The sequence below is a fragment of the Enterobacter cloacae complex sp. CARB60 genome (assembly GCF_036487345.1).
Lineage (GTDB): Bacteria > Pseudomonadota > Gammaproteobacteria > Enterobacterales > Enterobacteriaceae > Enterobacter > Enterobacter asburiae_D.
On record NZ_JAZKLC010000002.1, the window covers coordinates 2,729,075 to 2,752,093 of the forward strand.

Below are 23,019 nucleotides of genomic sequence, written 5' to 3' on the forward strand. Positions count from 1 at the left end.
AACGGGAGGGATGACTATGGCGGGACTGGATAAGCGCGTCGGCAGCTATGCGCAGGCGCTGGATGGGCTGACGGACGGGATGACCTTGCTGGCGGGCGGCTTTGGCCTGTGCGGTATTCCGGAGAACCTGATTGCAGAGGTCAGACGCCGTCAGGTGAAAGACCTGACGGTGGTATCAAACAACTGCGGCGTGGACGGTTTCGGTCTCGGGCTACTGCTCGAAACGCGTCAGGTTCGCAAAGTGGTGGCCTCTTACGTCGGCGAGAACGCGCTGTTCGAGCGGCAGGTGCTGAGCGGCGAACTGGAGATTGAACTCACGCCTCAGGGCACGCTGGCGGAAAAGGTGCGCGCGGGCGGCGCGGGCATTCCAGCATTTTACACCGCCACCGGCTACGGCACGCCCGTGGCTGCCGGCAAAGACGTGCGCCAGTTTGCGGGGAAGCACTACATCCTTGAAGAGGCCATTACCGGGGATTTCGCGCTCATTAAGGGCTGGAAAGCGGACTGGTACGGCAACGTTGTCTATCGGCATACCGCGCAAAATTTTAATCCGCTGATGGCAACGGCGGGCCGGATAACGGTCGTCGAGGTGGAAGAGATTGTTCCCCCGGGCGAGCTGCCCCCGTCGGCCATTCATACCCCGGGAATTTACGTCGACAGGCTGATTGTCGGCCAGTTTGAAAAACGCATTGAACAGCGCACGCTGCGCGCGGAAGGAGTGTGACGATGTTAACCCGTGAACAGATGGCCATGCGCGTCGCCCGCGAGCTGCGCGACGGTTACTACGTCAACCTGGGGATCGGCATCCCTACCCTGGTAGCGAACTACATTCCGGAGGGAATGGACGTGATGCTCCAGTCGGAAAACGGACTGCTGGGGATGGGGGCTTTTCCTGACGAGCAGAGCCTTGACGCCGACATGATCAACGCCGGTAAACAGACCGTGACCGCGCGCACCGGCGCGGCCATTTTCGACTCGGCCCAGTCGTTTGCCATGATCCGCGGCGGTCATGTCGACCTGACCGTGCTGGGCGCGTTTGAAGTGGACGTCGAGGGCAATATCGCCTCGTGGATGATCCCCGGAAAGATGGTGAAGGGCATGGGCGGCGCGATGGATCTCGTCGCCGGGGCGCAGAACATCATTGTGGTGATGACCCACGCCTCGAAAAGCGGTGAGTCAAAGCTGCTGCCGCGCTGCACGCTGCCGCTCACGGGCGCGGGCTGCATCCGTCGGGTCTTAACCGACCTCGCGTTGCTTGAGATCGAGAACGGCGCATTCATCCTGCGCGAATACGCCCCCGGCGTCAGCATCGACGAAATTGCGGCTAAAACGGCCGGGAAAATGACCGTGGCGGACGACGTTCGCGAGATGCGCTTCAACTGAGGATTCACGATGAAAGAGGTCATGATTGTCGGGGCAACGCGAACCCCCATTGGCAGTTTTCGCGGATCGCTATCGTCCCTTTCGGCGGTTGAGCTGGGGGCCGCCGCGGTGCGGCATCTGCTGGAGAACAGCGGTTTTAGCGCAGAACAGGTGAATGAACTGATTTTCGGTCAGGTGCTGACGGCGGGATGCGGGCAAAACCCTGCGCGCCAGACGGCCATCACCGCCGGATTGCCCGTCAGCACACCGGCGACAACGGTCAACCTGGTGTGCGGTGCGGGTCTAAAAGCGGTGCAGCTCGCCGCGCAGGCGATCCGCTGCGGCGACGCGGATGTGGTTATCGCTGGCGGTCAGGAGAGCATGAGCAACGCCCCCTATCTTCTGGACGGCGCGCGTTCAGGGCTGCGTTTTGGCCATACGGGCCTGCAGGACAGCATGATTACCGACGGCCTGTGGGACGCGTTCAACGATTACCACATGGGGATCACCGCTGAAAACGTCGCCCGTGAGAATGACATTTCCCGCGCGCAGCAGGACGCATTTGCCGCCCGGTCGCAGCACAAAGCGGCCTCCGCCATCGAAGCGGGTCGCTTTGATGCCGAGATAGCGCCGGTGACGGTGAAACAGGGTAAAAAACCGCCGCTTATTGTCCGCGGTGACGAACAGCCCCGGCCAGGCACTACCGCTGAGCAGCTGGCGCAGCTGCGCCCCGCTTTTTTGCAGGAGGAAGGCACGGTCACGGCCGGAAATGCGTCCACGCTCAACGACGGTGCCGCTGCGGTGCTGCTGATGAGCGGCGAAAAGGCGCGGGAGAGCGGTTTGCCCATTCTCGGTCGCATCGTGAGCTACGCCGTGACGGGCGTTGACCCGTCGGTGATGGGCATCGGTCCGGTCAGCGCCTGCCGGACGGCGCTGTCGCGGGCGGGCTGGACGCTGGATGACGTGGACCTCATTGAAGCCAATGAAGCCTTTGCCGCCCAGGCGCTGGCGGTGGGCAAGCAGCTCGGCTGGGATGAACGCAAGGTGAACGTTAACGGCGGCGCTATCGCCCTGGGTCATCCGATTGGCGCCTCCGGCTGCCGCATCCTCGTGACGCTGCTGTACGAAATGCAGCGCCGTGACGTTAAAAAAGGGCTCGTCACCCTGTGCGTAGGCGGCGGGCAAGGCATTGCTCTCACCGTCGAGCGTTAAGCCTCTCGTTGGTACCCGAATAATAATTAAAGTGAGGAGTCGTAATGAGTGTGTTAATTGCCCTGGCGGCGCTGGCGCTGCTGATGCTGGCGGCCTATCGCGGATACAGCGTTATTTTGTTTGCGCCGATTGCGGCGCTCGGCGCCGTGCTGCTGACCGATCCGGGTGCCGTCGGCCCGACGTTTACCGGCCTGTTTATGGAAAAGATGGTGGGCTTCGTCAAGCTCTACTTCCCGGTGTTCCTGCTGGGAGCCGTTTTTGGCAAGCTGATTGAGCTTTCCGGTTTCTCACGCTCTATCGTCGCCGCCGCGATTCAGATCCTCGGTCGTCGCCACGCCATTCCGGTGATTGTCCTGGTGTGCGCGTTGTTAACCTACGGCGGCGTGTCGCTGTTCGTGGTGGCGTTTGCGGTTTACCCTTTCGCCGCGGAGCTGTTCCGCCAGAGCGGCATCCCCAAGCGGCTGATCCCGGCCACCGTGGCGCTGGGGGCATTCTCGTTTACCATGGACGCCCTGCCCGGCACGCCGCAGATCCAGAACATCATCCCCACCAGCTTTTTTGGTACGAACGCCTGGGCCGCGCCGTGGCTGGGGCTTATCGGCTCTCTGTTCATTATCGTCTTTGGCCTGCTCTGGCTGGAGCGCCAGCGTCGTAAGGCGTTCAATAACAACGAAGGCTACGGCACGGATCTGAAAAATGAACCCGAAACGCCGGATAATATTAACCTTCCGCATCCGCTGATTGCTATCTCCCCTCTGCTGGTGGTGGGCATACTGAACCTGCTGTTTACCCGCTGGATCCCAGGCTGGTACGGCACGACACACGAGCTTACTCTGCCAGGCCTGGCGAAACCGATTGTGACCGAGGTGGGCAAGATCACCGCCATCTGGGCCGTGGAAGCGGCGCTGATCTCAGGTATTGTGCTGGTGCTGATTTTTGGCTTTCGCAATATCCGGGGGCGACTGGCTGAAGGCAGCCGGACCGCGGTGAGCGGTGCCATTCTGGCGGCGATGAATACCGCCTCGGAATACGGTTTCGGCGCGGTTATCGCCGCCCTGCCCGGGTTCCTGGTGTTATCCAAAGCGCTGGCGGCCATCCCTAATCCGCTGCTTAATGAGGCCATCAGCGTGACCGTCCTCGCGGGGATCACCGGCTCGGCGTCCGGCGGGATGAGTATTGCGCTCGCCGCCATGTCCGACTCGTTTGTCGCCGCCGCCCACGCCGCCAATATCCCGCTTGAGGTACTGCACCGCGTGGCTTCAATGGCGAGCGGGGGGATGGATACGCTGCCCCATAACGGCGCGGTGATTACCCTGCTGGCGATTACCGGCCTGAGCCATCGTCAGGCCTACGGCGGCATTTTTGCTATCACCATCATTAAAAGCCTGGCAGTGCTTTTTGTCATTGCCGTGTTCTATCTGACCGGCATTGTGTAAGGAGAGAAAGATGAATCTGAACGGTAAGACCGCACTGGTGACAGGCTCGACCAGCGGCATTGGGCTGGGGATCGCCCGCGTACTGGCGAAGGCCGGGGCACAGCTGATCCTCAACGGTTTCGGCGACAGCGGGTCAGCAAGAGAAGAGATTGCGCAACTGGGAAAAAAGCCGGGCTATCACGATGCGGACCTGCGTGACGTGCTGCAAATTGAAGCCATGATGCGCTACGCCGAATCGCAGTTTGGCGGCGTGGACATTCTTGTCAACAACGCCGGGATACAGCATGTCGCCCCGGTTGACGCGTTTCCGGTGGAGAAATGGAACGACATTATCGCCATTAATCTCTCTTCGGTATTTCACACCAGCCGGCTGGCGCTCCCCGCCATGCGCGAGAAAAACTGGGGGCGCATCATCAATATCGCCTCCGTTCACGGGCTGGTCGCGTCAAAAGAGAAGTCAGCCTACGTGGCCGCCAAGCATGGCGTAGTGGGCTTTACGAAATCGCTGGCGCTGGAAACCGCCCGCACCGGTATTACCGCCAATACCATCTGCCCCGGCTGGGTACTGACGCCGCTGGTGCAACAGCAAATTGATAAGCGTATCGCTGAGGGCGTGCCGCCGGAGCAGGCGCGCGATCTGCTCCTTGCAGAGAAACAGCCTTCGGGCGAGTTTGTCACCCCGGAGCAGCTGGGTGAACTGGCGCTGTTTTTGTGCAGCGACAGCGCCGTGAACGTTCGCGGCGCCGCGTGGAATATGGATGGCGGATGGGTTGCGCAGTGATGTCCAGGCCGGGTGAAGCGACGCCGCCACCCGGCAAACAGGGTTAGCTTGAGCAGCTGACCTCCAGCCGCTTGCCCCAGTCAGGCGGGCGGCTGACGTAGTCATCATCCCGGTCGGCAAACGGCGCGCGCAGCGCCAGATGCAAACGGTGTAGCTCGTCATATTCCCCCTCCTCTGCCTGCTCAATCGCCCGCTGCGCCAGCCAGTTGCGCAACACCATCGCCGGGTTAGTGGCGTTCATCTGCGTCTGGCGGACAGCGTCATCCACCTGCTCCTGCTGCAGCCGCGAGCGGTACTGGGCAAACCAGTCGTCAAACGCCTGCCTGTCAATAAACTCGTCGCGCAGCGGCGAGGCCGCGCTGTGCTGCTCCGTCTGGCCCAGCATCCGGAAGGTACGGGTATAATCGCTGCCCTCACGCGCCATCAGGGCAAACAGGCCATTGAGGATGTCGTTATCGCCCCTCTCCTGCGTCACCAGCCCCAGCTTGTTGCGCATCAGCGTGCCATATTCCCGCAGCAAAATGTCCTGATAGCTGTCGAGCGCATCGTTGAGGGCATCAACGTCAATAAACGGCGACAGGGTTTGCGCAAGCCGCTGCAGGTTCCACAGGCCAACCGCCGGCTGATTGTCAAAGCTGTAACGTCCCTGATAGTCGGAATGGTTGCAGATATAGCCGGGCTGGTAATCGTCCAGGAAACCAAACGGACCGTAATCAAAGGTCAGCCCGAGGATCGACATGTTGTCCGTATTCATCACGCCATGGGCAAAGCCTACCGTTTGCCAGCGGGCAATCAGGGCTGCGGTACGGGCAACCACATCCCTGAACCAGAGAACGTATTTATCCGCCTCGTCCTGCAAATGCCCCCAGTGGTGACGAATGGCAAAGTCCGCAAGCTGGCGAACCTTGTCAGGCTCGCGGCGATAGTAAAAGTGCTCAAAATGGCCGAAGCGCAAATGGCTTTGCGCAATGCGCATCAGCATTGCCCCTTTTTCCATCGTTTCGCGCGCAACCGGCGTATCGCTGGTAACAATCGACAGCGCGCGGGTGGTGGGGATACCCAGGGCATGCATCGCTTCTGACCCCAGGCTCTCGCGAAGAGTTGAACGCAGTACCGCACGCCCGTCGCCCATTCGCGAATAGGGAGTAAGGCCTGCGCCTTTCAGGTGCCAGTCAACCGTCTCCCCGTTGGGAAGCTGTTGTTCACCGAGCAGGATGCCCCTGCCGTCGCCTAGCTGCCCCGCCCAGACGCCAAACTGATGTCCGCTATAGACCTGAGCCAGAGGTTGCATACCGGCGAGAAGCGTTTCACCGCCCCAGACGCCTGCGCCCTCTGAATGCTGAAACAGCTCAGGCGGAATGGCCAGTTCTTCTGCCAGCAAATCGTTATGCCAGATAAGGCGTGAATTTTGTAACGGTGTTGGTTTGAGTGCGGTGTAAAAGCCAGGCAACTCGTCATGCCAGTGAGCAGTAAAAGACAGGGTCATAGGTCCTCCTGCTTTTAGTGTAGAGGGTTTACCGGCACTTAAACACGGGCGAAAGCAAGGGTTATCGCTGCTGAACCAGCGTAGTGACGTGTTCTGCAGAGACGGCTGGCCAGAGTGCCCCCTGCATTGCGCCAAAATTGAAGGACAAAACGCGTTGCAACAGGCCGTGGTCGTCAATGCCTGAGACAATCACTGACTGGCAGTGCGGCGTGATTTGCCAGAGGATGGCGCGCATAAATGGCTCAAAAGAGAGTTCCGGGGCACGCTGCTGAATGAAGCCTTTATCAAGGATTACCCGTTTAAATAATCCATCATAGACCGCTTTGAGCGATGCAGCGCCTGCGCCAAAGTTTGCCAGAACCAACGGGAAATGGATCGCCATTCTCGCCAGCTGCAGATCGTCCTTCCCGTTATTTAAACCTGGATAGTTCTCATTAACAGTAAACTCAAGGAACGGATAACGCTCAAGGATTGAAACAGCGTTTCCATTACTTAATAAAAACTCAACTATTGCAGGTGTAATATTGATCCATGCAATTAACTGATGCTGAATAAAAAACAGTTTACAGGTATCAAGCAATTGCAGTTTTTCGTTAAACAGCGCTAACTCTTCAGCCGCTGAAAGTCGAGGGATAACAAGCTCAGTGGGGATCCGCACATCGCTGCCGACGCCAGTAAAGTTAACCAGAATTTCTAAACCTTTAAGCTCACCCGCGCTATTACGGGCAGGTAAAAGCAGCAGTTCAGACTGGTAAGCATTATCTAGCGTAATAATCATTGCACTCGCCCCGCATTAAAGATGAGAGAGGACATCCTGGAGCAATTGCCGACACAATTCCACTGTCTTGATTTTAATAAGATTAATTTCATTAGTTCCGTATTAATTTTCAGATTTATCCCTGAATCTAAAATAATTTTATCCTGGTTGCAGAATAATAGCCAGTTTTAGATAAAACAGACACATGCAGGATTCGCTAATTTTAGGCAAATTTAACTTTAAGCATCTTATTTGGGAAAAACGGCATGATTTATTACTACCATGCCGTCATAAGAGAAGTATCCGACAAAGGCTATATACGTCGTGCCTGCCAGAAATTTTTACGCCAGTAAACATTATCAAGAGAAGAGCGCATCACGCCGCGGCTGGTCGAGGCGTGAATGAACTTATTGTCTGTATCATATATGCCCACATGAAGACCGCTTTCACCCGATCCGGTTTTGAAGAAAACCAGGTCACCGGGCAGAAGATCGTCTTTATCAATTTCAGTGCCAATTTCAGCCTGCTTACGCGTTTCGCGCGGAAGCTGTAAATCAAACTTATCGCGAAACGTCATCAGAACGAAGCCGGAGCAATCAACCCCGCCGCGGCTCATTCCGCCGTAGCGATAAGGCGTGCCGCGCCAGTTGCTCAGCTGATCGTTAAGGCTGGCAATGACGGTGATCGAATCTGAAAGCCGTGGGTTAGGCGGCGGCGCACGATGGCTACTGCATCCCGCAAGAAAGAGTGTGGCCATCAGGAGAAACCAGAATCGCATTTTCAGACGAATCCTCTGCTTTTTTTGTTCTTTTCGTAATTTAGCGTGCAATTGTGCTAAGAGGCAAGAAACGGTTACGACTGCCCGGTAGAAATCAGCATCTTATGTCCCTCTATATCCAGCCTGCGGAACGACATGTTGTACGCGCGGGCAAGATGGGGCGGCGTAAGAACCCGATCACGCGCACCGCTGGCGATCATCTTTCCCTTCGACAGCAGCCACACCCGATGGGCATGACGCAGGGTGTGGTTGAGGTCATGACTGCTCATCACCACGGCGATGCCTTTTCGGCTCAGGGCGCTTAGCAGCGTATCCAGTGCCGCCTGCTGCGCCACGTCCAGACCGCTCATGGGCTCATCGAGAAGCAGCATCCGCCCGTGAGGATTGCCTACCGGGTGGATCTGAAGGATGACGGCCGCCAGGCGCACCCGCTGCCACTCTCCGCCGGAAAGCTGGCTGGCGTGCCGGGAGAGTTTATCTTCCAGTCCGAGGGCCGCAGCCACGTCCGTCAGCAGTGCCGTTTGTTGTTTGTCGTGCAAATGCAGCATCAGATAGTGCCAGACCGGCATCGCAAAGGGCGGCATCTGCTGCTGTACGAGGTAGCTGCGCCGATGCGCCAGCGAGACCGGCGACCAGTCGGCGAGCGTATGCTCCAGCAGCGTTATCTGCCCTTCTCCGTCGGTCATGCCTGCCATCCGTGCCAGCAGCGTGCTCTTCCCCGCACCGTTTGGCCCGACGAGATGCAGGATTTCACCCGCATTGACGGTACCGGTTATCGGCTCCAGACGTCCCTTCTCGGCAACGTCCGTGAGCTGCATCAGCAACGACATTATTTCGCCAGCGCCAGCTTGATCGATTCCATGACGATCGGATCCTCAGGGGTCATATCCGGCGAAAAGCGCTGAACCACCTGGCCGTCGCGACCAATCAGGAACTTTTCAAAATTCCACAGGATGTCGTCCGGGTAAAGCGGCGCGCGACCTTTACTGGCCATGCGCTCATAAAAACCGCTTCCTTCCGGCGCAACGGCCTTCGGCGCGGCAGCGATCAGCTTCGCATACAGCGGATGGCGGTCTTCACCGTTAACATCGATTTTGCTGAACATCGGGAACGTCACGCCATAGGTGGTGCTGCAGAAGGTTTTAATCTCCTCTTCGCTGCCCGGCTCCTGGCCGAGGAACTGGTTGCACGGGAAGCCCAGCACGGTGAAGCCGTCTTTCTCCCAGGCCTTCTGAATGTTTTCCAACTGCTCGTACTGCGGCGTCAGGCCACATTTGGATGCCACGTTGACGATAAGCAACACGTTGCCTTTGTAGCCTTCCAGCGTGGTTTTCTCGCCGTCAATGGTGGTCACTTCGGTACTCAGGATTTCTGACTGCATAGCATTCCCTCAGGTTGTCTTACGGCTAGTTGATTTAACGTCCAGCTTTTAATAGTAGCCAGATAAATACCGGCGCGCCCAGCGTGGCGGTCACCACGCCAATCGGCAGCTCTGCGGCCGTCAGGGCAAGCCGGGCGATGATATCGGCCACCAGCAGTGTGACGGCCCCGGCAACCGCCGAGGCCGGAAGCAGGGTCCGATGGTCCGTGAGGCCACACAGGCGCAGCATGTGCGGAATAACCAGCCCGATAAAACCGATCGCGCCCGCCAGAGCCACGCTGACGCCGACCAGCCAGCCAATGACGATCACCAGCACATTACGCCAGAACCCAATCGGCATGCCGAGCTGGCGGGCAGAGGTTTCACCCAGCGCGAGCATATTCAGCGGCTGCGCCTGCAGGGCAGCCCACACGATGACCGGTACCAGCAGCGCCATCAGCCAGCCCTGGTGCCAGTCAACGCCCCCAAAGCCGCCCATCATCCAGTACATCAGCTGACGCAGGTCAAAGGATGTTGAGAAGTAGACCGCCCAGGTCATCAACGCGCTGCAGATGATCCCCAGCGCCACGCCGGCAAGCAGCAGGCGGCTGGTCGATAAGTGCCGTCTGGCAAAGCGAAGAAGGATCGCGGTTATCACTAATGCACCGAGAATAGCGCTCAGGCTAATACTCCATCCGGAGAGTTCTCCCCCGCCCAGCATCACCGCCGCAATCAGACCCACGCCAGCCCCGTTCGACACGCCGAGCAGGCCGGACTCCGCCAGCGGGTTATCAAACAACGCCTGCATAATGGTGCCGCACAGCGCCAGCGCGGCGCCCACCAGAACCACCGCGACGGTGCGCGGCAGGCGAATTTGCCAGACGAAGAGCTGCCCGTCCGGCCCCCACCAGCTTTCAGGCCCTATCCATCTGTCTCCGGCGCAGAGGCTCACGCCCGCGGCGACAATGAGCAACAGCACCAGCAAAAGCAGGCGACGCTTATCGGAACGGTGCTGGCGATGGGCATAATCAAGCATGGGTACGGTTTTAGTAGCGTGTGATGTAATTGATTTTACGGCGGGTTTGCCGGAGAGCGCAAAGAAAAAAGGCCGCGTGGGCGGCCTTTTTAGTTAGTTCATATTACTCTGCTTTGGGCGTTGCGTTTTCGACACGGCTTTTTAACTTCTGGCCGGGTCTGAAGGTCACCACGCGGCGGGCTGTAATGGGAATATCTTCCCCCGTCTTCGGGTTACGGCCCGGACGTTGGTTTTTGTCTCGCAAATCAAAATTGCCAAAACCGGAGAGTTTTACCTGCTCACCATTTTCCAGAGCACGACGGATCTCTTCGAAAAACAGCTCTACCAGCTCTTTGGCATCCCGTTTGCTAAGCCCAAGCTTATCAAACAGATATTCTGACATTTCAGCTTTTGTAAGCGCCATAGGTTCAATCCCTCAATGATGCCTGGAATCGCTCTTTTAATGCCTCTACACATTTGGCGACGGTAGCGGCAATCTCCTCTTCTTCGAGTGTACGGCTGGTATCCTGAAGGATAAGGCTAATAGCGAGGCTCTTGAAACCTTCTGCTACGCCCTTGCCGCGGTACACGTCAAATAAGTTTACGCCAACTACCTGATTTACGCCAACTTTCTTACATTCGGCCAAAATATCTGCTGCGGGTACATTTTCCGCGACCACAACCGCGATATCACGGCGGTTTGCCGGGAAGCGGGAGACGTCCTGAGCCTGAGGAATAACGCGGTCAGCCACCGGGGTCCATTCCAGTTCGAACACGATGGTACGGCCGTTCAGGTCCAGCTTGCGCTCCAGCTCAGGGTGAACAACCCCAATAAAACCAACGCGTTTGCCGTCTAAATAGATGGCTGCACTCTGGCCCGGATGCAGTGCCGGGATGGCTTCTGCGCGGAATTCAATTTCAGATAATTTACCGGTCAGATCCAGAATCGCTTCCAGATCGCCCTTCATATCGTAGAAATCAACCGTGCCTTTTGCCAGGTCCCAGTGCTCTTCATAGCGGTTGCCGCTGATGGCGCCAGCCAGCATGAGATCCTGACGGATGCCTAAATTTGCCTGATTATCCGGTACAAAGCGCAAACCGCTTTCGAAAATTCGCACGCGGTTTTGCTGACGATTCTGGTTATAAACGACAGTGCCCAGCAGGCCCGTCCACAGAGACAGACGCATCGCGGACATTTCGCTGGAGATTGGGCTTGGCAGGATCAGCGCCTCCTGGCCCGGGTGGATCAGCTGCTGCAGCTTTGGATCAACAAAGCTGTAGGTGATCACTTCCTGGTAGCCTTTGTCGTTCAGCATGGTTTTCACACGCTTCAGGGACAGGTCGGCTTCACGGTGGGTGCCCATCACCAGACCTGCCTGGACAGGCTCGTCAGGGATGTTGTTGTAGCCGTAAACGCGGGCCACTTCTTCCACCAGATCTTCTTCAATTTCCATGTCGAAACGCCATGATGGCGCAACGGCTTTCCACTCGTCCTGGCCTTCGGTCACTTCGCAGCCCAGACGCGTCAGGATGTCGGTCACCTGCGCATCGGCAACGTGGTGGCCAATCAGGCGATCCAGCTTGCTGCGGCGCAGGGTGATGGTGGCACGCTTCGGCAGGGTCGCTTCGTTGGTGACGTCGATAACCGGGCCCGCTTCACCGCCGCAGATGTCGATCAGCAGGCGGGTCGCACGTTCCATCGCTTTGTACTGCAGCGCCGGGTCAACGCCGCGCTCGTAGCGGTGAGAGGCATCGGTATGCAGGCCGTGACGGCGTGCGCGACCGGTGATGGAGAGCGGGCTGAAGAACGCGCATTCCAGCAGGACGTTTTGCGTCTCGTCGTTCACGCCTGAGTGCTCGCCCCCGAAGATACCGCCCATTGCCAGCGCTTTGCTGTGGTCAGCAATCACCAGGGTGTCGGCGTTCAGTTTCGCTTCGCTGCCGTCCAGCAGAACCAGGGTTTCGCCCTCTTTCGCCATGCGCACAACGATGCCGCCGTCAATACGATCTTTATCGAACGCGTGCATTGGCTGGCCCAGCTCCAGCAGAACGTAGTTAGTCACGTCAACCACGGCGTCGATAGAGCGGATACCGCAGCGGCGCAGCTTCTCTTTCATCCACAGCGGGGTTGGCGCTTTCACGTTGATGCCTTTCACCACGCGACCGAGGTAGCGCGGGCAAGCATCCGCAGCCTCAACCTGAATTGGCAGCACGTCACTGATGGTCGCTTCAACCGGCGCAATGTCCGGCGCGTTCAGCTCGGTCTGGTTCAGCACGGCAACGTCGCGCGCCACGCCGATGATACCTAAGCAGTCGGCACGGTTTGGCGTGACGCTGATTTCGATGGTGTTGTCATCAAGCTTCAGGTATTCACGGATATCGGTGCCGACTGGCGCATCCAGCGGCAGCTCAATGATGCCGTTGTGGTCGTCGGAAATACCCAGCTCGGAGAAGGAGCACAGCATGCCTTCAGACGGCTCGCCGCGCAGCTTAGCCGCTTTAATTTTGAAATCGCCCGGCAGCACCGCACCGACGGTCGCCACGGCCACCTTCAGGCCCTGGCGGCAGTTTGGCGCACCGCAGACGATATCCAGCAGGCGGTCACCGCCCACGTTCACTTTTGTCACGCGCAGTTTGTCAGCGTTAGGGTGCTGGCCGCACTCTACCACTTCGCCGACGACCACGCCGTTGAAGGCACCGGAAACCGGCTCAACGCCGTCCACTTCCAGACCCGCCATGGTGATCTGGTTAGAAAGCGCGTCGCTGTCCAGCGTGGTGTTCACCCACTCGCGTAACCACAGTTCACTGAATTTCATTGTTCTGTCCTGCCCTTATTTAAACTGTTTGAGGAAACGCAGATCGTTTTCGAAGAATGCACGTAAGTCGGTCACGCCGTAGCGCAGCATGGTCAGACGCTCCATGCCCATGCCGAAGGCAAAGCCGGAGTAAACTTCCGGATCGATACCCACGTTGCGCAGCACGTTTGGATGCACCATGCCGCAGCCCAGCACTTCCAGCCATTTGCCGTTTTTACCCATCACGTCAACTTCTGCAGACGGTTCGGTGAACGGGAAGTAGGACGGACGGAAACGAACCTGCAGATCTTCCTCAAAGAAGTTGTTCAGGAAATCGTGCAGCGTGCCCTTCAGGTTGGTGAAGCTGATATTTTTATCAACGATCAGACCTTCCATCTGATGGAACATTGGGGTGTGGGTCTGATCGTAGTCGTTACGATAGACGCGGCCCGGCGCGATAATACGGATTGGCGGCTCCTGATCCTTCATGGTACGGATCTGAACGCCGGAGGTCTGAGTACGCAGCAGACGCGTAGCGTCGAACCAGAAAGTGTCGTGGTCAGCGCGTGCCGGATGATGGCCAGGAATGTTCAGGGCGTCGAAGTTATGGTAATCATCTTCGATTTCCGGGCCAGTCGCCACGGTAAAGCCGAGCTCACCGAAGAAACTTTCTATGCGATCGATGGTGCGGGTAACCGGATGCAGACCGCCGTTTTCGATACGGCGACCCGGCAGAGAAACGTCGATCGTCTCTGCGGCCAGACGCGCATTCAGCACCGCACTTTCCAGATCGGCTTTGCGCGCGTTCAGCGCCTGCTGTACCTGCTCTTTGGCTTCGTTAATCACCGCACCGGCTGCCGGGCGTTCTTCTGGCGGCAGCTCGCGCAGGGTTGTCATTTGAAGGGTCAAGTGCCCTTTCTTCCCAAGATATTCGACGCGGACATTGTCTAACGCGGCAACATCTGAGGCCTGATTAATGGCGGCTGTTGCACTGGCAACCAGCTCTGCGAGATGTGACATGATTTTCCTCATTATGTCGGTGCAGACACCGATTTGGTGGAGTTATTCTCTCAAATTCAGGCACAAAAAAAGCCTCCATCGGGAGGCTTATCTGGCGCTGTTTTTCGTTTCATCTTTCACGCGCTAGCCTCCTGAAATCAGGTGCTAAAGTAAAAGAAGAAGCGGAAAATAGCAGCATTCATGCTTGCGTTACCTTGTCTGGTAAAACCGTTAAGACCTTATTGAAAAGCCTGGACCGGTAAAAGTCAATGTTCTGATGATGTTAAAACAAAAGAGGGAGCAAAGCTCCCTCTCTCAACTGGCTTATGCCAGTGCTGCTTTCGCTTTTTCGACCAGAGCGGTGAACGCTACTTTGTCGAATACTGCGATGTCAGCCAGGATCTTACGGTCGATTTCAACAGAGGCTTTTTTCAGGCCGTTGATGAATTTGCTGTAAGAAATACCGTTCTGACGTGCTGCTGCGTTGATACGCGCAATCCACAGTTGACGGAACTGACGCTTACGCTGACGACGGTCACGGTAAGCGTACTGACCTGCTTTGATAACAGCCTGGAAGGCAACGCGGTAAACGCGTGAACGCGCACCGTAGTAGCCTTTAGCTTGTTTCAAAATTTTCTTGTGACGTGCACGTGCAATTACACCACGTTTTACGCGAGCCATATGTGCTCTCCTGTATCTATATTCTTAGTAAAAAAATTAAACGTTAACGGCTTATGCGTACGGCAGGCACGCGATAACCAGACCCAGATCGCCTTTAGAAACGAGGCCTTTTGGACGCAGGTGACGTTTACGCTTAGTAGATTTTTTGGTCAGAATATGACGCAGGTTTGCATGCTTACGCTTAAATCCACCACCACCGGTTTTTTTGAAGCGCTTAGCAGCACCGCGTACGGTCTTAATTTTTGGCATCTTAATAACTTCCACTTCGCATTGTTAAATAAACGAAACATAGGCGAACAAAACCTATGAAACCCGAAGGCTCCACAGATTTTGCTGCTTGAAGGCCTTACTGTTTCTTCTTAGGAGCGAGCACCATGATCATCTGGCGGCCTTCGATCTTCGTAGGGAAGGATTCGACTACTGCCAGTTCACTCAGATCGTCACGGACGCGGTTAAGCACTTCCATACCGATCTGTTGGTGGGCCATCTCACGACCGCGGAAACGCAGTGTGATCTTGGCCTTATCGCCATCTTCCAGAAAGCGAATCAGGCTGCGGAGTTTTACCTGATAATCGCCATCGTCGGTACCAGGACGGAATTTGATTTCCTTAACCTGGATAACTTTTTGCTTCTTCTTCTGTTCCTTAGAAGACTTACTCTTTTCATAAAGGAACTTGCCGTAGTCCATGATACGACAAACTGGCGGTTCGGCGTTAGGGCTGATTTCAACTAAATCTACTCCAGCTTCTTCAGCTTTTTCGATCGCTTCTCTCAGACTCACAATCCCCAGTGGTTCACCTTCAAGATCTGTTAAGCGAACTTCCTGGGCGCGAATCTCGCCATTGATACGATTCGGACGTGCCGTTTGAACTCGTTTTCCGCCTTTAATACCTTATTCCTCCAGTTGTTGAAGACTGCGGCTGCGAATCTCTTGTTGCAGCTTCTCAATCACTTCACTTACGTCCAGGCTCCCCAGGTCTTTACCACGGCGGGTGCGAACGGCAACTTTGCCTGCTTCCACCTCTTTATCACCACAGACCAACATATACGGGACACGACGTAAAGTGTGCTCGCGGATTTTAAAGCCAATCTTCTCATTTCTCAAGTCTGCTTTTACGCGAATGCCCGCATTTTGCAGTTTCTGCGTCAATTCTTTAACGTAATCCGCCTGAGAATCGGTAATGTTCATCACCACGACCTGCACTGGCGCAAGCCAGGTTGGGAAGAAGCCAGCGAACTCTTCGGTCAGGATGCCGATGAAGCGCTCCAGTGAACCGAGAATTGCACGGTGAATCATTACCGGTACCTGACGCTCGTTGTCTTCGCCAACATAAGAGGCGCTTAAACGCTGCGGCAGGGAGAAGTCCAGCTGTACAGTACCGCACTGCCATGCGCGATCGAGGCAGTCATACAGGGTAAATTCAATTTTCGGACCGTAGAATGCGCCCTCGCCCAGCTGGTATTCGAACGGAATACCGTTCTCTTCCAGCGCCACGGCGAGATCCGCTTCTGCGCGATCCCAGGTCTCATCGCTACCGATACGTTTTTCCGGACGCGTTGAGAGTTTGACGACGATCTTCTCGAAGCCAAAGGTGCTGTACATATCGTAGACCATACGAATACAGGCGTTAACTTCGTCACGAACCTGATCTTCAGTACAGAAGATATGTGCATCATCCTGAGTAAAGCCACGAACGCGCATCAGACCGTGCAGCGCACCTGATGGCTCGTTACGGTGGCAGCTACCGAACTCCGCCATACGCAGCGGCAGGTCGCGGTAGGATTTCAGACCCTGGTTAAAGATCTGAACGTGGCCCGGGCAGTTCATTGGCTTGATGCAGTATTCACGGTTCTCAGACGAGGTGGTGAACATCGCATCTTTGTAGTTGTCCCAGTGGCCGGTTTTTTCCCACAGCACACGGTCCATCATGAACGGGCCTTTCACTTCCTGATACTGGTACTCTTTCAGCTTGGAGCGTACGAATGTTTCCAGTTCACGGAAGATGGTCCAGCCGTCGTTATGCCAGAACACCATACCCGGCGCTTCTTCCTGCATGTGGTACAGGTCAAGCTGCTTACCGATTTTACGGTGGTCACGCTTCGCCGCTTCTTCCAGGCGCAGCAGGTACGCGTTCAGGGCTTTTTTATCGGCCCACGCGGTACCATAAATACGCTGCAACATCTTGTTGTTGCTGTCGCCACGCCAGTAGGCGCCCGCGATCTTCATCAGCTTAAAGTGATGACAGAAGCGCATGTTCGGCACGTGCGGTCCACGGCACATGTCGACGTATTCTTCGTGATGGTACAAGCCAGGCTTGTCATCATGCGAAATGTTTTCGTCAAGAATAGAGACCTTGTAGCTCTCGCCGCGCTTCACGAAGGTTTCACGCGCTTCGTGCCAGCTGACTTTCTTCTTGATGACGTCATAGTTCGTTTCGGCGAGCTCGTGCATGCGTTTTTCGAGCGCGTCGATATCTTCCTGAGTCAGGGTGTGGTCGAGGTCAACGTCGTAGTAGAAACCGTTGTCGATAACCGGACCGATCGCCATTTTGGTGTTTGGCCACAGCTGTTTGATGGCATGGCCTAACAGGTGCGCGCAGGAGTGACGAATGATCTCCAGACCTTCTTCGTCTTTCGCGGTGATGATTGCAAGCGTCGCATCGTTTTCGATCAGATCGGAAGCATCCACCAGCTCACCGTTAACACGGCCAGCGATAGTCGCTTTCGCGAGACCAGGACCAATGTCCAGGGCAACATCCATTGGGCTAACAGCACGGTCGAAATGGCGTTGACTGCCATCAGGAAGAGTAATTACAGGCATTTTATATCCTTATTTGCAGTGATGCCCCACACATAAGAGCATATACAAAGAAAATAATCGTGATTTGACAATAGATTACGACACCATCTGACCAACAATCGTCAAATTGGTTCGTCATCATTCACCTGCCGAATTCAGATTAATGCGGATTTACGGCAAGCGACGTAATGTTAACACTAACGCAAAGGAGATTGCACCCTCTGCGGCCAGATTGATGGGCTGGCACTTTCGTACGAATTTGCAGGTTGCTTCTCCCCTGCGCTCGCATTTCGAAGATGCTGGGCTACTCTTGAACAGGTCTTTAAACCCAAAGGTGCATACCATGAACGTATCCAGCAGAACGGTTGTGATATTGAATGTCCTTTCCGCCACAGGTTTATTGTTGATTCTCGCCGAACGATTCCACTGGTTCTGAGCCGAACCCTGCGCTGGCATAACCTAATCGATCCCGAGAAGGGGCATATTTCGGCCCTGTTTGGTAGACTGTGGGTATCAACGAACAAGGATTAGGTTATGCCAACAAAACGATTTGCCGTAAAACACTGGAAAATGGTGCTGGTGCTGATTGCCATCTGCGGCGCAATGCTGCTACTCCGTTGGGCGGCAATGATTTGGGGCTAGGGGCGAAGACAGGTCATCAGTAGGGACGTCAAAAAGCCACAGACAATAAACGGGCCGACATCATCGTCGGCCCGCTTTCATTACATTCTATAACCCAGTGATACCGTGGTTCTGCGGTCGGTATGATCCGGCGCAGATTCTGGTGGTGAAGAGTTCCAGGTCACGTTGTAGGCCACTTTCAGACCAAAGTGTTCGTTGATAGCCACGTTCAGCGCCGTCTCAGAGTTCAGCGTCGTGTCGTCGGCACCAAATACAGAAACACCCTGGGTAAATTTGGTGTTGTCAGTCATCTGCCAGGCATAGGTACCGGAAGCGTAACCGAGCGGTTGGGTTTTGGTATCGCCATTGGTGTACTCGTCATAACGCACACCCGGACCGAATTCAAAACGGAGGCTGTGTACCGGACCGTTCAGGAACTGGCGACCATAACCGGCGGTGAACACATCGCGCTGGCGATAACCGTTGTAACGGTCAGTTAACCAGCTTGCCTGTCCAAACAGGTAGTCATAGTCGGTCATGTTGTAACGGCTACGTCCGCCTACCGCATATTTCTCGGAAGAACGTTCGTCATTAGCGGAAGTGTTGCTGGCATTACCCCACAGAGACCAGGCGGTGGTGTTGCCGTACCAGGTGAGCGTACTGTCCGCCGTCAGAGAAGAGCTTTTCGTGTTACCGGATTGTGCCAGGTACCCGGCGTTCAGGTTACCTTCAAACGGTTTTTTCGCGGTGGAAGGATCGTCCATGACAGTAAAAACGGTATCATCAGCGGTCGCGTTCATAGCCGCAAACACGCCACCCGCCAGCATCAGTGCAGCGGGCACTGTCTTTAAAAGCTTCATTTTATTAAGGAGTCCGTACAACAAAAAAAGAGACCACACGGTCCCGGAATCTTTCTTGAGGATCAATGACAAGGCGTCCAGAGAAAGGTAACAAATTATAAAAAGCCGCAAATAACATAGCAATGTTTTCTTATTTCATTTTTTGAATAAGAACGATCTCAAAAAGCGTTTTATTTTATATATCCCCCGCCTCACTTTTTGTCAGTATTCATATTTAAAATCATACTGTTATTTACATTGCCTTCCTGACAAATGATGCCAGGCTAATAAGAACCCATGCTAAAAGGAGGTAATGATGGTTTCTATCTATACTCTGACGCTCTCCCCTTCCCTGGATTCCGCCACCCTGACGCCGCAGATTTACCCGGAAGGTAAATTGCGCTGTAGCGCCCCGGTCTTTGAGCCCGGCGGCGGCGGGATCAACGTGGCGCGCGCCATTACGCACCTCGGCGGCAAAGCCACGGCCATTTTCCCCACCGGCGGTGCCACCGGCGAACACCTTGTCTCTCTGCTGGCAGATGAACAGGTGGCCGTAGAGACCGTCGAGGCCAAAGACTGGACGCGGCAAAACCTGCATGTCCACGTGGGATCCAGCGGCGAGCAGTACCGTTTTGTCATGCCGGGCGCGAAACTGAGCGATGACGAGTTTCGTCAGCTTGAAGAGAAAGTGCTGACGATAGAAAGCGGCGCGCTGCTGGTGATAAGCGGCAGCCTGCCGCCCGGCGTAAGCACGGAAAAATTAACGGCGCTGATTCAGGCGGTACAGCAGCGCGGCATCCGCTGCATTGTCGACAGCAGCGGCGAGGCCCTGCAGGCGGCCCTGGTGCCGGGCAATCTGGAGCTGGTCAAACCCAACCAGAAAGAGTTAAGCGCGCTGGTCAACCGCGAACTGACGCAGCCTGATGATGTTCGCACCGCCGCGCAGGAGCTGGTACGCAGCGGCAAAGCGCGACGCGTAGTCGTCTCCCTTGGCCCTCAGGGGGCGCTGGCAGTCGATGAATCATCGTCCGTTCAGGTTGTCCCACCGCCGATGAAGAGCCAGAGCACGGTCGGCGCGGGCGATAGCATGGTGGGCGCGATGACGCTAAAACTGGCGCAGGGTGCGTCTCTGCTTGAAATGACGCGCTACGGCGTGGCGGCGGGTAGCGCCGCAACCATCAACCAGGGCACGCGTCTCTGTTCACTTGCCGATACGCAAAAAATCGTCGATTACCTGTCCCGATATTAACGCCTTTTCCCCTTCGTCTTTACGGAGGGGAATGTCCTCTCTGAGTCGCCAAACGCAAACTATCGACTATGCTAAGAAAACTTCCATGATAACAATGAGGTGAATTATGAGCAGTGGTGACATCACACGTTACGTCGTGACCATCAACCTTCATGAAGCATCGCTGACCGAGCTGAATGAGCTCAACAATGCTTTCACCCGGGCTAATTTTCTCCTCACCCTGACGGATGACGAGGGCAATATTCATGATTTAGGCACCCTGGCATTTGGTCTGATCGGCGCCCTGAGCCAGGAAGAGGTTCATGCGCTGGCCGCCAGTCTGGTGGAGAGCGTGACCGACAAGCCTGCCGAAATTGACGTGGATACCTGGGAAAGCTGGCGGAAAAAAGAACAATAAGTGCGCTGTATGAATTTAAACCGCTCAGGTGTGCGTTAGTTCGTATTTTTTTACCGCCGTTATGCGCTAACTTTATGATCTGGCAGACAACATGGGAGAGACAACATGTGGCAGGCTATCAGTCATCTTTTACGTGAGCAGCTGGGTGAAGGTGAAATTGAACTGCGTAACGAACTGCCAGGCGGTGAAATCCACGCCGCGTGGCATTTACGCTACGCAGGGCGCGATCTTTTCGTTAAGTGCGATGAGCGAGAGCTGCTTCCGATATTTACCGCCGAAGCCGACCAGCTGGAGCTGTTGTCGCGCAGTAAAACGGTGACGGTCCCGCAGGTTCTGGCCGTGGGGAGCGACCGCGACTACAGCTTCCTGGTGATGGAGTATCTCCCCGCCCGGCCGCTGGATGCCCATAATGCGTTCATCCTCGGCCAACAGCTAGCGCGCCTGCATCAATGGAGCGACCAGCCGCAGTTTGGTCTCGATTTTGACAACGATCTCTCTACCACGCCACAGCCCAATGCCTGGCAGCGTCGCTGGTCGACATTTTTTGCCGAGCAGCGCATTGGCTGGCAGCTTGAGCTGGCCGCCGAGAAAGGGCTGGAATTTGGCAATATTGATGCCATCGTCGAGCACGTTCAACAGCGTCTGGCCTCCCACCAGCCTCAGGCGTCGCTGCTTCACGGGGATTTGTGGTCAGATAACTGCGCGCTGGGTCCCAACGGCCCCTACATCTTTGACCCGGCCTGCTACTGGGGTGACAGAGAGTGCGACCTTGCCATGCTGCCGCTTCATCCGGAGCAGCCGCCGCAAATATACGACGGATACCAGTCTGTTTCCCCCCTGCCGCCCGGTTTCCTCGACCGCCAGCCGGTGTATCAGCTTTATACGCTGATGAACCGAGCCATTCTTTTTGGCGGAGAACACCTTGTTAACGCGCAGCGGGCACTCGAGCGTATGCTTGCCGCCTGAGAAGAGAACGGGTGGCCTTGCCGCCACCCTTATCGCTTACAGAAAACCGAGCAGTGAGAAGAAGAAGTATCCCGCCACAATGATGATGACGGGAAGGATATAGAGCGGGAAAATTTGCAGGAAAATGGTGTGACGCGGCACAACAATGCGGGATTCAATCTGCTCCCGACTCATTCCTTCCGGGCCTTTGGCCTGCTCCAGAATCAACTGATCCTCAACGCCTTCGCGTAAAAAGCGCGTCTGGCGACTCATTCTCGCGCCAGAGGCCTGCAGTGCCAGCGCGACAAAGATCAGGGCGTATATCACCCAAAAGCCGATGTTCAGCTGTTGATGAAAATCCGGGGTGGGTGAGTTAAACCAGAAAACATTCAAAAATGGCGTATTAAAACGCATCATCTCAATCATGACATGAGCGAAATCAAGCATTACCGCATTGATACCCGGCTGTTTTTCGCTGTGATCGTACATAAATTTGAGTACAGAAATCAGCGTAGAAATGACGGCAGGAATAAAAATCACCCAGCCAGCAATACGTTTTAAGACCGCAATGCGTCCAGCTTGTTGATACGTCATCAGTTCCTCTTCATAAAGACGCGTTATTTGTGCCTAAGTCTACCTGCTGGTCATCAATTTCGCCCGCTCTTTAAAAGCAATATGCTAAATTGCAGATTGTGCTTAGCACGTATCGTCTGTCGAACACCCTGGAAAAGGAGACGTTGTGATGTCGACACCGCGCCAAATTCTTGCCGCAATTTTTGATATGGATGGATTACTGATCGATTCCGAACCGCTGTGGGATCGCGCCGAACTGGATGTGATGGCCAGCCTGGGCGTGGATATCAGCCGTCGTAATGAACTACCCGATACGCTGGGCCTGCGCATTGATATGGTGGTTGACCTGTGGTTTGCCCAACAGCCGTGGGTGGGTCCCGATCGCGATGAGGTGACCGCGCGCATAATCAGCCGCGCCATTTCTCTGGTAGAAGAGAACAGGCCGCTGCTGCCCGGCGTACGTGAGGCCGTTGCGCTGTGTAAAGCCCAGGGGCTGAAGGTTGGCCTGGCCTCGGCTTCACCGCTGCATATGCTGGAAAAAGTGCTTACGATGTTTGAACTGCGCGACAGTTTCGACGCGCTGGCGTCCGCTGAAAAACTGCCTTACAGCAAGCCGCACCCGCAGGTGTATCTGGACTGTGCCGCAAAGCTGGGCCTGGATCCCCTCAACTGCGTTGCGCTGGAAGATTCCGTTAACGGTATGGTGGCGTCGAAGGCTGCGCGGATGCGCTCCATTGTGGTGCCCGCTGAAGAAGGCCGTCACGATCCCCGGTTTGCCCTTGCCGATGTGAAGCTTAATTCACTGGCAGAACTTACGGCGCATCACCTGCAGGGCGGTTAACGCCCTTCTCCGGTTTGTGACAAACAGTTACACCGTCACCTCTTCCGCCTACTGTATAAAAACCCTATACTGTATGAATTGACAGTTTTGTG

Annotated in this window: 27 protein-coding genes and 1 other annotated feature; of the genes, 11 read left to right on the forward strand and 16 right to left on the reverse strand. The window is 55.7% G+C overall.

Features of this window, described 5'->3' with window-relative positions:
- The first annotated feature begins 16 nt into the window (after positions 1-16).
- From V4835_RS13980 to V4835_RS14000, 5 genes are read left to right on the forward strand one after another with little or no spacing between them, the layout of a single operon-like run.
- Entirely contained in the window at positions 17-724 is a 708-nt protein-coding gene (locus V4835_RS13980) for a CoA transferase subunit A (protein ID WP_063142912.1), read from the forward strand.
- Positions 725-726: 2 nt separating this feature from the next.
- Positions 727-1,383: a CoA transferase subunit B gene (locus tag V4835_RS13985; RefSeq protein WP_331412524.1), complete on the forward strand. Its 657-nt coding sequence runs from the start codon at positions 727-729 to the stop codon at positions 1,381-1,383.
- A 9-nt stretch (positions 1,384-1,392) separates the two neighbouring features.
- Positions 1,393-2,574 (forward strand): acetyl-CoA C-acetyltransferase, encoded by a 1,182-nt coding sequence (locus tag V4835_RS13990; RefSeq protein WP_331412525.1) that lies wholly within the window; start codon positions 1,393-1,395, stop codon positions 2,572-2,574.
- Positions 2,575-2,618: 44 nt separating this feature from the next.
- Complete coding sequence (locus V4835_RS13995; protein ID WP_063142909.1) at positions 2,619-4,010, forward strand: GntP family permease; 1,392 nt, start codon at positions 2,619-2,621, stop codon at positions 4,008-4,010.
- 10 nt (positions 4,011-4,020) lie between these two features.
- Complete coding sequence (locus V4835_RS14000) at positions 4,021-4,791, forward strand: 3-hydroxybutyrate dehydrogenase (protein WP_063142908.1); 771 nt, start codon at positions 4,021-4,023, stop codon at positions 4,789-4,791.
- Between the two features lie 43 nt (positions 4,792-4,834).
- Here the strand turns inward: V4835_RS14000 and selO are convergent, their stop codons facing one another.
- The 14 genes from selO to thrS form a co-directional block, all read right to left on the reverse strand.
- Entirely contained in the window at positions 4,835-6,277 is a 1,443-nt protein-coding gene (gene selO / locus V4835_RS14005) for a protein adenylyltransferase SelO (RefSeq protein ID WP_331412526.1), read from the reverse strand.
- 61 nt (positions 6,278-6,338) lie between these two features.
- Positions 6,339-7,055: an EAL domain-containing protein gene (locus tag V4835_RS14010; RefSeq protein WP_023335378.1), complete on the reverse strand. Its 717-nt coding sequence runs from the start codon at positions 7,053-7,055 to the stop codon at positions 6,339-6,341.
- A gap of 292 nt (positions 7,056-7,347) precedes the next feature.
- The gene (locus tag V4835_RS14015) at positions 7,348-7,812 is read right to left on the reverse strand and encodes a C40 family peptidase (protein ID WP_063142906.1); all 465 of its coding nucleotides are present in this window, start codon (positions 7,810-7,812) and stop codon (positions 7,348-7,350) included.
- A 74-nt stretch (positions 7,813-7,886) separates the two neighbouring features.
- The gene (gene btuD, locus V4835_RS14020; protein WP_331412527.1) at positions 7,887-8,642 is read right to left on the reverse strand and encodes a vitamin B12 ABC transporter ATP-binding protein BtuD; all 756 of its coding nucleotides are present in this window, start codon (positions 8,640-8,642) and stop codon (positions 7,887-7,889) included.
- Positions 8,642-9,193, reverse strand: coding sequence for a glutathione peroxidase (locus V4835_RS14025; protein ID WP_331412528.1), 552 nt, complete (start codon positions 9,191-9,193; stop codon positions 8,642-8,644). Before V4835_RS14025 ends, btuD begins: the two co-directional genes overlap by 1 nt.
- Before the next feature lie 34 nt (positions 9,194-9,227).
- Positions 9,228-10,208, reverse strand: coding sequence for a vitamin B12 ABC transporter permease BtuC (btuC, locus tag V4835_RS14030; protein WP_331412529.1), 981 nt, complete (start codon positions 10,206-10,208; stop codon positions 9,228-9,230).
- A gap of 103 nt (positions 10,209-10,311) precedes the next feature.
- A complete protein-coding gene (gene ihfA / locus V4835_RS14035) occupies positions 10,312-10,611 on the reverse strand; it encodes an integration host factor subunit alpha (protein WP_003857805.1) in 300 nt (99 codons plus the stop codon).
- Positions 10,612-10,615: 4 nt separating this feature from the next.
- A complete protein-coding gene (gene pheT, locus V4835_RS14040) occupies positions 10,616-13,003 on the reverse strand; it encodes a phenylalanine--tRNA ligase subunit beta (RefSeq protein ID WP_331412530.1) in 2,388 nt (795 codons plus the stop codon).
- Positions 13,004-13,018: 15 nt separating this feature from the next.
- Complete coding sequence (pheS, locus tag V4835_RS14045) at positions 13,019-14,002, reverse strand: phenylalanine--tRNA ligase subunit alpha (RefSeq protein ID WP_063142901.1); 984 nt, start codon at positions 14,000-14,002, stop codon at positions 13,019-13,021.
- A gap of 62 nt (positions 14,003-14,064) precedes the next feature.
- Positions 14,065-14,189 (reverse strand) — a sequence feature (Phe leader region).
- Positions 14,140-14,184, reverse strand: coding sequence for a pheST operon leader peptide PheM (pheM, locus tag V4835_RS14050; protein ID WP_001386830.1), 45 nt, complete (start codon positions 14,182-14,184; stop codon positions 14,140-14,142). It overlaps the preceding feature by 45 nt.
- 116 nt (positions 14,190-14,305) lie before the next feature.
- Positions 14,306-14,662, reverse strand: coding sequence for a 50S ribosomal protein L20 (gene rplT, locus V4835_RS14055; protein WP_000124850.1), 357 nt, complete (start codon positions 14,660-14,662; stop codon positions 14,306-14,308).
- 51 nt (positions 14,663-14,713) lie between these two features.
- Positions 14,714-14,911, reverse strand: coding sequence for a 50S ribosomal protein L35 (gene rpmI / locus V4835_RS14060; protein WP_003030583.1), 198 nt, complete (start codon positions 14,909-14,911; stop codon positions 14,714-14,716).
- Between the two features lie 97 nt (positions 14,912-15,008).
- Positions 15,009-15,551, reverse strand: a complete 543-nt coding sequence (infC, locus tag V4835_RS14065; RefSeq protein ID WP_014069901.1) for a translation initiation factor IF-3 — start codon at positions 15,549-15,551, stop codon at positions 15,009-15,011.
- 3 nt (positions 15,552-15,554) lie between these two features.
- Positions 15,555-17,483, reverse strand: coding sequence for a threonine--tRNA ligase (gene thrS / locus V4835_RS14070; RefSeq protein ID WP_008500657.1), 1,929 nt, complete (start codon positions 17,481-17,483; stop codon positions 15,555-15,557).
- 322 nt (positions 17,484-17,805) lie between these two features.
- On the opposite strand from thrS, the gene yncL reads away from it, so the two are divergent.
- Together yncL and yniD are read left to right on the forward strand one after the other, a co-directional pair.
- On the forward strand, positions 17,806-17,898 hold the full coding sequence (gene yncL / locus V4835_RS14075; protein WP_071886547.1) for a stress response membrane protein YncL: 93 nt from the start codon (positions 17,806-17,808) through the stop codon (positions 17,896-17,898).
- Between the two features lie 98 nt (positions 17,899-17,996).
- Positions 17,997-18,104 carry a small membrane protein YniD gene (yniD, locus tag V4835_RS14080; RefSeq protein ID WP_008500658.1) on the forward strand — a complete coding sequence of 36 codons (108 nt, stop codon included), beginning with the start codon at positions 17,997-17,999 and terminating at the stop codon, positions 18,102-18,104.
- A gap of 80 nt (positions 18,105-18,184) precedes the next feature.
- Here the strand turns inward: yniD and V4835_RS14085 are convergent, their stop codons facing one another.
- Complete coding sequence (locus V4835_RS14085; protein ID WP_029740435.1) at positions 18,185-18,943, reverse strand: DUF481 domain-containing protein; 759 nt, start codon at positions 18,941-18,943, stop codon at positions 18,185-18,187.
- A 295-nt stretch (positions 18,944-19,238) separates the two neighbouring features.
- Here V4835_RS14085 and pfkB point away from each other — a divergent pair, with 295 nt between their 5' ends.
- From pfkB to V4835_RS14100, 3 genes are all read left to right on the forward strand, one after another.
- Positions 19,239-20,171 carry a 6-phosphofructokinase II gene (pfkB, locus tag V4835_RS14090; protein ID WP_331412531.1) on the forward strand — a complete coding sequence of 311 codons (933 nt, stop codon included), beginning with the start codon at positions 19,239-19,241 and terminating at the stop codon, positions 20,169-20,171.
- 106 nt (positions 20,172-20,277) lie between these two features.
- Positions 20,278-20,568 (forward strand): type V toxin-antitoxin system endoribonuclease antitoxin GhoS, encoded by a 291-nt coding sequence (gene ghoS, locus V4835_RS14095; protein ID WP_047648044.1) that lies wholly within the window; start codon positions 20,278-20,280, stop codon positions 20,566-20,568.
- 105 nt (positions 20,569-20,673) lie between these two features.
- Complete coding sequence (locus tag V4835_RS14100) at positions 20,674-21,534, forward strand: fructosamine kinase family protein (RefSeq protein ID WP_024909435.1); 861 nt, start codon at positions 20,674-20,676, stop codon at positions 21,532-21,534.
- A 36-nt stretch (positions 21,535-21,570) separates the two neighbouring features.
- Here V4835_RS14100 and V4835_RS14105 read toward each other — a convergent pair whose 3' ends face one another.
- Positions 21,571-22,107 (reverse strand): YniB family protein, encoded by a 537-nt coding sequence (locus tag V4835_RS14105; protein WP_023311291.1) that lies wholly within the window; start codon positions 22,105-22,107, stop codon positions 21,571-21,573.
- A gap of 148 nt (positions 22,108-22,255) precedes the next feature.
- On the opposite strand from V4835_RS14105, the gene hxpB reads away from it, so the two are divergent.
- Complete coding sequence (gene hxpB, locus V4835_RS14110; RefSeq protein ID WP_159513931.1) at positions 22,256-22,927, forward strand: hexitol phosphatase HxpB; 672 nt, start codon at positions 22,256-22,258, stop codon at positions 22,925-22,927.
- Positions 22,928-23,019 lie beyond the last annotated feature (92 nt).